The organism is Streptomyces sp. NPDC021562, assembly GCF_040640875.1.
Classification (GTDB): domain Bacteria; phylum Actinomycetota; class Actinomycetes; order Streptomycetales; family Streptomycetaceae; genus Streptomyces.
In genome coordinates this window covers 1-12,473 of sequence record NZ_JBFACN010000058.1, presented here as the reverse complement: position 1 = coordinate 12,473, position 12,473 = coordinate 1, and the positions used below count along the sequence as shown (strand labels likewise).

General features: G+C 73.1%; 10 protein-coding genes. 8 read left to right on the top strand and 2 right to left on the bottom strand.

Going from position 1 to position 12,473, the window contains the following annotated elements; genetic code table 11:
• The 6 genes from AB0G52_RS40485 to AB0G52_RS40460 form a co-directional block, all read left to right on the top strand.
• Positions 1-258 (top strand): alpha-glucosidase C-terminal domain-containing protein (locus AB0G52_RS40485; protein WP_207921930.1); only part of this gene is annotated, 258 nt, incomplete at its 5' end.
• Between the two features lie 31 nt (positions 259-289).
• Positions 290-1,651 (top strand): maltokinase, encoded by a 1,362-nt coding sequence (locus AB0G52_RS40480; protein ID WP_132894539.1) that lies wholly within the window; start codon positions 290-292, stop codon positions 1,649-1,651.
• Between the two features lie 4 nt (positions 1,652-1,655).
• On the top strand, positions 1,656-3,860 hold the full coding sequence (gene glgB, locus AB0G52_RS40475) for a 1,4-alpha-glucan branching enzyme (protein WP_361344218.1): 2,205 nt from the start codon (positions 1,656-1,658) through the stop codon (positions 3,858-3,860).
• Between the two features lie 105 nt (positions 3,861-3,965).
• Complete coding sequence (locus tag AB0G52_RS40470; RefSeq protein WP_132894543.1) at positions 3,966-5,054, top strand: glutamate--cysteine ligase; 1,089 nt, start codon at positions 3,966-3,968, stop codon at positions 5,052-5,054.
• A gap of 129 nt (positions 5,055-5,183) precedes the next feature.
• Positions 5,184-7,088: an AMP-dependent synthetase/ligase gene (locus AB0G52_RS40465; RefSeq protein ID WP_361344216.1), complete on the top strand. Its 1,905-nt coding sequence runs from the start codon at positions 5,184-5,186 to the stop codon at positions 7,086-7,088.
• A gap of 98 nt (positions 7,089-7,186) precedes the next feature.
• A complete protein-coding gene (locus AB0G52_RS40460; protein ID WP_132894531.1) occupies positions 7,187-7,618 on the top strand; it encodes an ATP-binding protein in 432 nt (143 codons plus the stop codon).
• An 11-nt stretch (positions 7,619-7,629) separates the two neighbouring features.
• Here AB0G52_RS40460 and AB0G52_RS40455 read toward each other — a convergent pair whose 3' ends face one another.
• Positions 7,630-8,439 (bottom strand): methyltransferase domain-containing protein, encoded by an 810-nt coding sequence (locus AB0G52_RS40455; RefSeq protein ID WP_132894529.1) that lies wholly within the window; start codon positions 8,437-8,439, stop codon positions 7,630-7,632.
• A 249-nt stretch (positions 8,440-8,688) separates the two neighbouring features.
• Here AB0G52_RS40455 and AB0G52_RS40450 point away from each other — a divergent pair, with 249 nt between their 5' ends.
• Positions 8,689-10,065, top strand: coding sequence for an NAD(P)/FAD-dependent oxidoreductase (locus tag AB0G52_RS40450; protein WP_361344212.1), 1,377 nt, complete (start codon positions 8,689-8,691; stop codon positions 10,063-10,065).
• A 38-nt stretch (positions 10,066-10,103) separates the two neighbouring features.
• On the top strand, positions 10,104-12,344 hold the full coding sequence (locus AB0G52_RS40445; RefSeq protein ID WP_361344226.1) for an FUSC family protein: 2,241 nt from the start codon (positions 10,104-10,106) through the stop codon (positions 12,342-12,344).
• Between the two features lie 7 nt (positions 12,345-12,351).
• Here the strand turns inward: AB0G52_RS40445 and AB0G52_RS40440 are convergent.
• Positions 12,352-12,473 (bottom strand): sigma factor-like helix-turn-helix DNA-binding protein (locus AB0G52_RS40440; RefSeq protein WP_361344223.1); only part of this gene is annotated, 122 nt, incomplete at its 5' end.

The window sequence follows — 12,473 nt, the reverse complement described above, 5'->3', positions numbered from 1 at the left end:
TCGTCCAACCCGGCGGTGATCGCGTTCCTGCGGGAGTACGAGGACGACCTGGTCCTGTGCGTGCACAACTTCTCCAGGTTCGCCCAGCCCACCGAACTCGATCTGCGGGCCTACGACGGCCGGCACCCGGTCGAGCTGATCGGCGGGGTGCGCTTCCCCGCCATCGGTGAACTGCCGTATCTGCTCACCCTCGCGGGACACGGCTTCTACTGGTTCCGGCTCTCCCGAGTCGCCTCCCGCACCGGCCGTCGGCGCTGAGCGTGCGGAGCCGAGGAAAGGACGCGTCACCATGACGAAGACCGTCGACCTGCCCCGCAGCACGGCCGCGGGCCTCGACCTCGACGGGCCGCTGGCCTCGCTGGGTGCACTGCTGCGGGACTGGCTGCCCCGGCAGCGCTGGTTCGCGGGCAAGGACCGGCCCGTCACGGAGCTTTCCGTGCTGTCCGTGACCGAACTCCTCCCCGGCTGCCTGCATCTGCTCGTCCACGCCGACCACTCCGCGGGCGGGGACGCCTCCCCGTCGGGCGACTGCTACCAGCTGCTGCTCGGCGTGCGCCCGCACCGGACGCCCCGGCTGGAGCGGGCGTACATCGGCCGGGCCGAACAGGGCCCGCTGGCCGGGTTCGCGATCTACGACGCCCTGCACGACCCGCACGCCGCCGAGCTGCTGCTGGAACGGCTGCGCGTCCCCGGCACCGCCGGTCCGCTGCGTTTCGAGACCGCCCGCGACGCCCGGATACCCGGTGGCCTCGCCCCGCGGCTGCTGACCGCCGAGCAGTCCAACTCCTCGCTGGTCTACGGCGACGCCTACATCCTGAAGGTGTTCCGGCGGATCCAGCCAGGCATCAACCCGGATCTCGAGGTGCCCGGCGCGCTGGCGGCCCAGGGCTGTACCCGGGTGCCGGCCCCGGTGGCCTGGTTCCGCACCACCGAGCCGAGTCCCGCGACCCTCGGGGTGCTCCAGCCGTTCCTGCCCGACGCGGCCGACGGCTGGACCCTGGCCCTGCGCGCGCTCGCGACGGGGGACGAGTTCACCACCGAGGCGCACGAGCTGGGGCGGGCCACCGCCGAGGTGCACCTCGCGCTGGCCGGCGCCTTCCCGTCCGCGGGCCGCGACGAACACAGCCGCACGGCCGAGGCCATGTCCGCGCGGCTGGAGGCGGCGGCGCACGCGGTGCCCGCGCTGCGGCCGTTCGTGCCCGGACTGCGGGGCGCCTTCGAGGCGCTCGCCGCCTGTGACGGCGGCCCGAGCGCCCAGCGGATCCACGGCGACCTCCATCTCGGGCAGGTGCTGCGGGCGGACCGCGAGTGGTTCGTCATCGACTTCGAGGGCGAACCGTCCCGGCCGCTCGCCGAGCGCCGCGGCCTGCAGTCCCCGGTCCGCGACGTGGCCGGCATGCTGCGGTCCTTCGACTACGCGGCCCGCCAGCGCCGTCCCTGGCGCCCGGAGTGGGCCGGCCGCTGCCGGGAGGCCTACTGCGCGGGCTACGCTGCCCGGGCGGGCTGGGACCCGCGCAAGAAGCACGCGTTGCTGCGCGCCCACGAGACGGACCGCGCGGTGTACGAAGTGGTGTACGAGGCCCGGCACCGGCCGGCCTGGCTTCCGGTTCCGATGGCCGCGATCGAGCGGCTCGCCCGCTGGGGAGGCTGACCTCATGGCATTGCGCGACTCCACGCTCCCCGAGCCCTCGGGGCCCTCCCGTCCCACGGCTCCGCCGCTGGACGCGGCCGACCGCGGGCGGCTGCTGGCGGGCGCCCACCACGACCCCCACGCGCTGCTCGGCGCCCACCCGGTGGACGGCGGCACCCTCTTCCGTGCGCTGCGCCCGCACGCCCGCGCCGTGAGCGTGCTGGCCCACGGGGTGCGCAGCCCCCTGGAGTCGGAGGGCGACGGGCTCTTCGCCGCCGTGCTGCCGTACGCCGAGGTGCCGTCGTACACGCTGCTCGTCGCGTACGAGGACGGCGAGCACGAGGTGCACGACCCGTACCGGTTCCTGCCCGCCCTCGGTGAGCTGGATCTGCACCTGATCCGGGAGGGGCGCCACGAGCAGCTGTGGAAGGCGCTCGGCGCCGAGCCGATGACTCATGACGGGGTGGCCGGGACCCGGTTCACGGTGTGGGCGCCGAACGCCCAGGGCGTGCGGGTCGCGGGGGACTTCACCTGCTGGGACGGCACGCAGTACCCGATGCGCTCGCTGGGCGCGGCCGGGGTGTGGGAGCTGTTCCTGCCGGGGGTGGGCGACGGCGCCCGGTACAAGTTCGAGATCACCTCCCGGTACGGCGGCCGGTTCCTGAAGGCCGATCCGATGGCCCGGCGGACGGAGGTGCCGCCCGCGACCGCCTCGATCGTGACGGTCGCGCGGCACGAGTGGACCGACGCCGAGTGGATGGCGCACCGGGGCGACACCCCCGTGCACGAGGCCCCGTTCTCGGTGTACGAGGTCCATCTGCCCTCCTGGCGCCAGGGCCTTACCTACCGCGACCTCGCGGAGCAACTGCCCGCCTACGTCAACGACCTGGGCTTCACCCATGTCGAGTTCATGCCGGTCGCCGAGCACCCCTTCGGCGGCTCCTGGGGCTACCAGGTCACCGGCTTCTACGCGCCGACCTCCCGGCTCGGCACCCCCGACGACTTCAGGTACCTGGTCGACGCCCTGCACCGGGCCGGCATCGGCGTGATCATGGACTGGGTGCCGGCCCACTTCCCCAAGGACGACTGGGCGCTGGCCCGCTTCGACGGGGACCCGCTGTACGAGCCCGGGGACGACCGGCGGGCCGAGCACCCGGACTGGGGGACCTACGAGTTCGACCTGGGCCGGGTGGAGGTGCGCAACTTCCTGGTCGCCAACGCGGTCTACTGGTGCGAGGAGTTCCACATCGACGGGCTGCGGGTGGACGCGGTCGCGTCGATGCTCTACCTCGACTACTCGCGGGACTCCGGGCAGTGGACGCCGAACGTGTTCGGCGGGCGCGAGGACCTGGACGCGGTGGCGTTCCTCCAGGAGATGAACGCGACCGTGTACCGGCGCGCGCCGGGTGTGGTGACCATCGCCGAGGAGTCCACCGCGTGGGACGGGGTGACCCGGCCGACCGACAGCGGCGGCCTGGGCTTCGGGCTGAAGTGGAACATGGGGTGGATGCACGACTCGCTGGAGTACATCCGGCACGAGCCGGTCCACCGCAAGTACCACCACCACGAGATGACCTTCTCGATGGTCTACGCGTACAGCGAGAACTACGTCCTGCCCATCTCCCACGACGAGGTGGTGCACGGCAAGCAGTCCCTGGTGTCGAAGATGCCGGGCGACTGGTGGCAGCAACGCGCCAATCACCGCGCCTATCTCGGCTTCATGTGGGCCCATCCCGGCAAACAGCTGCTGTTCATGGGGCAGGAGTTCGCCCAGGGCGGCGAGTGGTCGGAGGCCGAGGGGCCGCACTGGTGGCTGCTGGACCCCGGGTACGCGGCCGAGGCCGATCACCGGGGTGTCCGGGATCTGGTCCGCGATCTCAACTCCGTGTACCGCACCCGGCCCGCCCTGTGGCAGCGCGACACGGATCCGGTGGGCTTCCAGTGGGTCCTCGGGGACGCGGCGGAGGACAACGTCTTCGCGTTCCTGAGGTTCGACGCCGAGGCCCGGCCGCTGCTGGCGGTCTCCAACCTCTCCCCCGTCGTCCGGCCCGGCTACCGTCTGGCGGTGCCCGAGGGCACGCCCGTCTGGCGGGAGATCCTCAACACGGACAGCGCGCGCTACGGCGGCGGGGACGTCGTCAGCAGGGGCCCGTTGCTCGCCGACGAGGGGGCGCTGCGGCTGACGCTGCCGCCACTGGGCACCGTGTGGCTTGAGCCTGTCGCCCCCTAGCCCGCGGACGGCGCCCGCACGTGTTTCCCGCGCCGGGGCGGGGCAGTTCGGGTGAAAGACCCCGCCGCGCCCGGTCGCGGCCCGGCCGGAGGGCGGTTCCCCTTGCTGCGTACCGTCGGAGTGGAGGAAGAACTCCTGCTGGTCCACCCGGACAGTGGCGAGCCGATGCCCCAGTCGGCCGCCGTCCTGGACCGCGCCGCCCAGGACGATCCCGGGCAGTTGGTGTTCCAGAAGGAACTCTTCGGTCAGATGCTGGAGTTGGCGACCAGTCCGCAACGGGACATGGCCGGCCTCGGCGCCGAGATCGCCCGCTGCCGCAAGGAGGCGGCCCGGCTCGCCGGGGAGATCGGCTGCGCGGTCGCCGCACTCGCCACCTGCCCGGTGCCCGTGGCGCCCGCGCTCACCCGGCACGACCGCTACCACTGGATGGCGGGACGGTTCGGGACCGCCACCACGGACTGGTTCGTCTGCGGCTGCCACGTGCATGTGTCGGTGGAGTCCGACGAGGAGGGCGTCGCCGTCCTCGACCGGTTGCGGCCGTGGCTTCCGGTGCTGCGCGCGATCAGTGTCAACTCGCCGTTCTGGCAGGGCCGGGACTCCGGTTACGCCAGCTTCCGCAGCCGGCTGTGGGCGCGCGGTCCGTCGGCGGGGCCGACCGAGCTGTTCGGTACGCCGCAGGGGTACCGGCGGCGGGTCGCGGACATGGTGGCCAGCGGGGTCATCCTGGACACGGGGATGGTGTACTTCGACGCGCGCCTGTCCGAGCACTACCCGACGGTGGAGATCCGGGTGGCCGACGTCTGCCTGCGCGCCGACACCACCGTCCTGGTCGCCGCGCTGACCCGCGCGCTCGTGGAGACGGCCGCGCGCGACTGGCGGGCCGGGCGGCCGCCGCTCGACCACAGCGTGAGCATGCTCAGGATGGCCTCCTGGCAGGCCGCCCGCACCGGCCTGGAGGCGGAGCTCCTGCATCCGGTGACCATGCGGCCGCGTCCCGCGGACGAGGTGCTGCGGGCGCTGCTGGCGCACACCGCGGCCGCGCTGGCCGACAGCGGCGACACCAGCGGGGTCGAGGAGGGCCTGGCACAACTGCTGCACAGGGGGACCGGGGCCCGCGAGCAGCGGTCGTTCCTGGAGCGCACCGGGAGCCTGCGGGACGTCGTCGTGGAGTGTGTGCGCCGTACGCAGGGGTGAGCGCATGTCATCGGGCGGACACGAGTTGACCGTTCCTGGCACGGGGCGCGCTCCCCTGGGCTAGATTCGACCCGCGTCGACGACAGTACCGATCGGGAGGGTCACCCTCCGTACAACCAGGAGCAGCGCATGCGCGACTACGCCCTCGCTCCGACGACCGCTTCGACCCTGACCGGCGGGCTCGCCGACAGCATCTTCGAGACGGCGGACCGGAACCCGACCCTGCCGGTGCTGGCGCGCCGGCCCGACGAACCGGCCACGGGCTGGGAGGAGGTCAGCGCGGTCGAACTGCGCGACGAAGTGGTCGATCTGGCCAAGGGACTGATCGCTTCGGGGATCTCGCCCGGGCAGCGCGTGGCCATGATGGCGCGTACGCGCTACGAGTGGACGGTGCTGTGCGTGGCGCTGTGGTCGGTGGGCGCGGAGGTCGTGCCGATCCACCCGACGTCCTCCCGGGACCAGGTCGAGTGGATCCTGCGGGACGCCCGCTGTGTGGCCGTGGTGGTCGAGGACGAGCAGGCGGTCATGACCGTGGGCACCGTCTGCGAGCACCTGCCCGGGCTCAGGCACGTGTGGCAGCTGGACTCCGGGGCGCTGCCGGATCTGGTGCAGCGGGGCAGGTTCGTCCCGCTGACCACCGTGGAGTCGCTGCGCCGGATCGTCATGCCGGACTCCACGGCGGCCATCACCTACACCTCCGGCACCTCCGGCCGGCCGCTCGGCTGCGCGCTCAGCCACCGCGGTCTCGCCTACCCGTGCGACACCCTGCTGGCCGGCTGGGGGCACACCGCCGCGCGCCCCGGCGAACAGGCCTCCGTCCTGGCCTACCTGCCGTTCTCGCACGTGTACGGGCTGATGATCATGGTGATATGCCTGCGCGGCGGGATCCTGATGGGCCACGAGCCGGAGATGTCCGAGACGGCGCTGGCCTCGGCGCTCGGCACCTTCCGGCCGACCTATCTGTACGCGGTGCCGTCGGTGCTGGAGAAGCTGTACAAGACGTTCCTGAGGACCGCCCAGCAGTCGGGCCGCGGTGCCCTGTTCGAGCGGGCGGTGGAGACCGCGCGGGACTTCGCCACCGCCGAGGAGCGGCAGCGGCTGGGCACGGGCGCGGGCCCCGGCTTCGACCTGCGGCTGCAACACGCCCTCTACGAGCGGACCGTGTACCGCAAACTGCGGGCGGCGCTCGGCGGCCGGGTGCTGCGGGCCACGTCCGGCGGCTCCTCGCTCAGCCGTGAACTCACCCTGTTCTACGAGGGCATCGGCATCCCGGTGCACGACGGGTACGGGCTGACCGAGTCCAGCGGCGGGATCACCATGCAGCCACTGGGCCGGGAGAAGTCGGGCACGGTCGGCCAGGCCCTGCCGGGCACCCAGATCCAGGTGGCCGACGACGGCGAGATCCTGGTGCGCGGACCGTCCGTGTTCCAGGGGTACGTCGGGGACGACTACGCGACCCGGGCCGCGCTGCGCGGCGGCTGGCTGGCCACCGGGGACATCGGGCGGCTGGACCCGGAGGGTTACCTGACCATCACCGGCCGCAAGAAGGACATCATCATCACCAGCAGCGGCAAGAGTGTGGCTCCGGCGCCGCTGGAGCAGCGGCTGCGGATGCACCCGCTGGTGCACCAGGCGGTGGTCGTCGGCGACGACCGGCCCTGCGTGGGCGCGCTGATCACCCTGGACCCGGACTTCCTCGCCCACTGGCGGGGGGCGCTGGCGGTGCCGGGCGACTCGCCGCAGCGCGAGGCGCGGGAGGAGAACGCGCTGCGCGAGGAGATCGCCCGGGCCATCGCGTCCGCCAACAGCGTGGTGTCCCGCTCCGAGTCGATCCGGGTCTACCGGGTGCTCCAGGAACCGTTCGCGCCGGGCAACGGCATGCTGACCCCGTCGATGAAGCTGCGCCGGGACGCCATAGCGCAGCACTACGCGGCCGAGATCGACGCCATGTACCAGGCCCGCTCGCGGGCGGTGCGGCGACCGGGCTCGCAGGAGCCGGCCGACTGGGACGACGGCGACGACGTGTTCCGCTGAGCGGATCACGCGTAGCCTGCCCTCCTGCGGGCACTCGCCGCGAAGAAGGAAGAGATCAGCACCCTGACCACGCCCCCTCGCGGGCCGGGAGAGACGAGATGCCGACCGGGCCACGGGACCGCAGACCAGCTGGGGGGGAGACCCTCGACCGTACGGTCTCCTTTCCCGGCGAGCTGAGCAACGTGACCGGCGCCCGGCTCGCCGCGGACGGGTATCTGGCCGACCTCGCACGGGTCGCGCCGCCCACCGCGCCGGAGTGCTGGGACGACATCCTGCTGGCCGTGACGGAGCTGGCCGCCAACGTCGTGCAGTACGCGCCGGGCCCCTTCGAGCTGCGGATGCGCCGAACCTACGACGGTGTGCACGTCACCATGCACGACACCAGCCAGGTCCGGCCCGAGCCGCGGCCCTTCCATCCGCACAGCGGCGGGGGCGGCGTCGGCTGGCATCTGCTGCACACCCTGTGCGACCAGGTCAGCGTGGTCGTCACCGAGTCGGGCAAGGACATCCACGCCTTCCTGCCCTGGTGAGCTCGGCCGGGTCAGGCGGGCCGGTGGGCGACCACCCCGAACATCGTCACCGACATGTGCAGGGCGCCCCGCCCGGCGGCCTCGGTCAGGTCGGCGTACAGGGTGTCGCGCTGCTCCTCGGTGAGCGCGCCGCTGCGGACCGCGGACTCGCCGAGCATGCGGATCAGCGGCCAGGCGACCGTGCGGTGGTCCTGGAGCAGGGCCTGGGAGCCGCGGTCGTCCACGACGAACCCGGCCGCGCCGAGCTGGCCGAGCAGACGGCGCCCGGCGTAGGGGTTGGCACCGCCGAGGACGGTGGACATCAGCGCGCTCACGACGTCCGGCTCGGCGGGGTGCAGGAGGGTGGTGCCCCAGTCGGTGTCCAGGAGCGCCACCCGGCCGCCGGGGCGCAGCACCCGGGCCATCTCGGCGACCGCCCGGTCCGGTTCGGTCAGGTGCTGGAGCACTCGCTCGCACCACACGACGTCCATCGAACCGTCGGGCATCGGCAGGGCGAGCGCGTCGCCGTCGGTGAAGCGCGCGCGGCTGTCCGCCGACCGTTCCTCGGCGACCGCGCGCAGCCCGCCGTTGGGTTCGACACCGATCGCCACCCCGTCCGGGCCGACGGCGGCGGCCAGGGCCCGGGTCTGGGAGCCGGTGCCGGAGCCGACGTCGACGACTCGCTCGCCGGGCCGTACCGCCAGCGCCTCCTCGGCCCAGGCGCGCAGCCGCCGGACCCCCGGATTGGCGTCCTGCGAGTCCAGGGCGCCCACCAGCGGGGCCACCCGGTCGGGGTCGATGTGCCGCTTCTGGAAGGCCGTACCGGGCCGGGTCTGCGCCATGCGGGACACCCTACTGGCGTCCGCGGCGCCGTGGGGCGGTCACGGAACGAACGGAAGTGCGGCGCATACATGTACGTCAGTCGGTTACTCCGGACGATCGAGGGGGCATGCTGGAGCCCACGCGTTCGTCTGCCTGCGCCGCCCGGCTGGCGGAACGGCGTCGGGCACGGTGGGATCGAAGTGGTGCGAAGCAAGCGTTCCGGGGCATCCGAAGGGCGTGAATCCGGGTCTCTGGAGCAGCGGAAAGGGATGGACACCGTGACACGACCCAGGATCCTGGTGGTGGGCGCCGGCTTCGCCGGAGTGGGGTGCGTACGCCGCCTGGAGCGGAAACTCGCCCCCGACGAGGCCGACATCACCCTGGTGACCCCGTTCTCCTACCAGCTCTATCTGCCCCTGCTGCCCCAGGTCGCCTCGGGCGTGCTGACCCCCCAGTCGATCGCCGTCTCGCTGCGCCGCAGCAAGAAGTACCGCACCCGGATCATCCCGGGCGGTGCGATCGGCGTGGACCTGAAGTCCAAGGTGTGCGTGGTGCGCACCATCACCGACAAGCTCGTCAACGAGCGCTACGACTACATCGTGCTGGCTCCCGGCAGTGTCACCCGCACCTTCGACATCCCGGGCCTGACCGAACACGCCTTCGGCATGAAGACCCTGGCGGAGGCCGCCTACATCCGCGACCACGTCATCTCGCAGCTCGACCTGGCCGACGCCAGCGACGACCCTGTCGAGCGGGCGGCCCGGCTGCAGTTCGTGGTGGTGGGCGGCGGTTACGCGGGCACCGAGACGGCGGCCTGCCTGCAGAAGCTCACCCATGCCGCGTTGCAGCGCTACCCGAACCTCGACCCCAAGCTGATCAAGTGGCATCTCATCGACATCGCGCCGAAGTTGATGCCGGAGCTGGGCGACAAACTCGGCCGCAGCGCCCAGGAGATCCTGGGCCGGCGCGGCATCGAGGTGTCCCTCGGGGTGTCGATCGCCAAGGCCGGTCCCGAGGAGGTCACCTTCACCGACGGGCGGGTGGTGCCCACCCACACGCTGATCTGGACGGCGGGGGTGGTCGCCAGCCCGCTGATCGCCGCGCTGGGCGCGGAGACGGTACGGGGGCGGCTCGCGGTGAACGCCGAGATGAGCCTGCCGGGCCACGACGGGGTGTTCGCGCTCGGCGACGCGGCGGCCGTGCCGGACAAGGCGAAGGGCGAGGAGGGCGCGGTGTGCCCGCCGACCGCGCAGCACGCCATGCGGCAGGGCAAGGTGGTCGCCGACAACGTCATCGCCACCCTGCGGGGCCAGGCCCTGCGTCCGTACGTCCACAAGGACCTGGGACTGGTGGTGGACCTGGGCGGCACCGACGCGGTCTCCAAGCCGCTGGGCATCGAGCTGCGCGGGCTGCCCGCGCAGGCGGTGGCCCGCGGCTACCACTGGTCGGCGCTGCGCACCAACGTGGCCAAGACCCGGGTCGCGACCAACTGGGTGCTGAACGCGCTGGGCGGCGACGATTTCGTCCGCACCGGCTTCCAGGCCCGCAAACCCGCCCGGCTCAAGGACTTCGAGTACACGGACACGTATCTGACCCCGGAGCAGGTACGGGAGCGCGCCGAGGGTCCCGGCGACGCCCCCGCGTGACGTCGCCGCATGACGCGGGGCACGGCCGGGCGGGTGCGGTGGGGCGGCCGTTGTGGGCGGAGGTCTGGGGCCGGCTCGCGGCGGTCGACCCCGGCCTGCTCCGCTTCACCGCCGGTCTGCGCACGGTCACCTCGATCGCCCTCGCGCTCGCCGTCCTCGCGGCCCTGCGGGTGGACGTGTTCCATCTGGTGGCCGCGGCCATCACGGCGATGGTGGCCACCTTCGCGATCCGCGAGAAGCAGCTCCCGCAGCAGGCCGTCACGCTCGCCCTCGGCCTGCCGGTGGCGCTGGCATCCGTGTCGCTGGGCGCGTTGCTCAACCAGCGGGTGGTGCTCGGCGACCTGTTCTTCGTCGCGCTCATCTTCTGCGCGGTGTACGGCCGCCGCTTCGGCGACCGGGGCACCGCGCTGGGTCTGATCGGCTTCCAGATCTACTTCGTCTCGCTGTTCGTGCACGCGACCGTGCCCGCTCTGCCCGGCCTGTACGTCGCCATCACGGTGGCGTTCGGCTGCGCCGCCGTGGCGCGTTTCCTGCTCGTACGGCAGACACCGGCGGGCATCCTGGACCGGCTGCGGCGTGCCTTCCGGGCCCGGTTCGCCCAGTTGGTCGCCGCGCAGGCGGACTTGCTGGACGCCGGCCCGGACGAACTGGACAAGGCCGTGGAGGAGGTCAGGGTACGGACGGCCCGGCTGCACGAGACGGCGCTGCTGATCCAGGGGCGGCTCGCGGACGGCACCTCCGACGAGTCGGTCGCCAGGCTGGTGCAGCGCCGCATCGCGGACGCCGAGATCGCCGCCGAGCGGCTCGGTCTGCTGCTGCTCACCGCCCGCGGCGCCGGCCGGGCCGACACCCTCACCCTGCATCTGCCGGGGGCCGCGCTGCCGTCGGCCGCTCGGGAGCCGGTGCGGGACGAGTCGTCGGAGCGGCTGCGCCGGGACCTGGAGGCGCTGCGGCTGCTGGTGCTGCGTCCGGCCGGACCGCGCTCCGGGACCGCGCTGGCCCAGCTGCGCAACCGGCTGCTCGGCTACCGCGAGGAGGACCACCTGCCGCCGGCCGCGCCCGCCGTCCAGGACGTCTTCCGAGGCGTCGGTGAGACGGCACGGGCGGTGCTGGGGCTGCGCATCGCCATGGACGGGCCGCAGGACGAGTCCGACGACACCCCGGCGACCTCCCGCTCCCGCGAGGAACTGGACGCCGAGGACGCGGCCATCGAGGGCGCCGAGGAGAGCGAACCCGAGCCCGAGAAGGCCACCGGGCTGCGCCGGCCCACCACGCGGGCGGCGGTGCAGGTGGCGGTGGGCTCCTCGCTGGCCATCGTGGGCGGCGAGTTCCTGTCCGCGCAGCGCTGGTACTGGGCGGTGCTGACCTGCTGGATCGTGTTCATCAACACCGCGTCCACCGGCGAGATCCTGGTCAAGGGCTACCGACGGCTGCTGGGCACCGTGCTGGGCGTGGTGGCCGGCATCGGCCTGGCGGGGCTGGTGGGGCACCACACCTGGACGGCGTTCGGGCTGGTGCTGCTGTTCGTCTTCGCGATGTTCTACTCGGCTCCGCTGTCGTACACCCTGATGTCGTTCTTCGTGACGGCGATGCTGGGACTGCTCTACACCCTGCTCAACACCTACAGCCTGGACGTGCTGGTGCTGCGGGTGGAGGAGACCGCGCTGGGCGCGGTGTGCGGGGTGATCGCGGCCGCGGTGGTGCTGCCCGTGCACACCGGCCACCGCACCGACGAGCTGCTGGCGGGGACGCTGGACCGGCTGGCGGACGTCACCCGGGCCGCCGCCGAGCAGCTGAGCGGGGCGCCGCCGGTGGACCTCGTGGAGAAGGCCCGCGACCTGGACCAGGCGCTGGCCGACCTGCGGGCGGCCACCGAGCCGCTGACGCATCCGATCGCCCCGTTGCGGTCCCGCCGGGACACCGCCCGGTACGTGGTGGCGCTCCTGGAGACCTGTGCCTACCACGCGCGTTCGCTGGCGGCGACGGCGGAGCTGCTGCCCTCGCATCCGGCGATCGCGGCGGATCCCCGGCTGCGCGGGGCCGCCCGCCGGATCGTGCACAACATCGAGGCGATCGCCGCCCACGTGGCCGGCCGGCAGCCGGCCCCCGCGGTCGAGACCGGTTCCAGCATCGCGGCGATGCTGGAACCGGGCACCCTGCGCGCCCCGCGCTACGGCCGGGTGACCGACCGGGTGCTGCGGCATCTGCAGCGGCTGGACGAGGCCGTGGTGGGCCTGGCCCGGCCGCTGAAGGTACCGGTCGTACCGCGCACCGGCTGACCCTGGTTCAGGACGACGGGTCGGCGGACCGTCCCATCGCTTCGGCGCGGACGCGGGCGCAGCTGCGGCTGATGAGGCGGGAGACGTGCATCTGGGAGATGCCGAGCTGGTCGGCGATGCGGCTTTGGG

Excerpts from the sequence above, each read along its gene's own strand:
- AB0G52_RS40480 (WP_132894539.1), top strand. The coding sequence starts at position 290 with ATGACGAAGACCGTCGACCTGCCCCGCAGCACGGCCGCGGGCCTCGAC.
- glgB (WP_361344218.1), top strand. The coding sequence starts at position 1,656 with ATGGCATTGCGCGACTCCACGCTCCCCGAGCCCTCGGGGCCCTCCCGT.
- AB0G52_RS40465 (WP_361344216.1), top strand. The coding sequence starts at position 5,184 with ATGCGCGACTACGCCCTCGCTCCGACGACCGCTTCGACCCTGACCGGC.
- AB0G52_RS40460 (WP_132894531.1), top strand. The coding sequence starts at position 7,187 with ATGCCGACCGGGCCACGGGACCGCAGACCAGCTGGGGGGGAGACCCTC.
- AB0G52_RS40455 (WP_132894529.1), bottom strand. The coding sequence starts at position 8,439 with ATGGCGCAGACCCGGCCCGGTACGGCCTTCCAGAAGCGGCACATCGAC.
- AB0G52_RS40450 (WP_361344212.1), top strand. The coding sequence starts at position 8,689 with ATGGACACCGTGACACGACCCAGGATCCTGGTGGTGGGCGCCGGCTTC.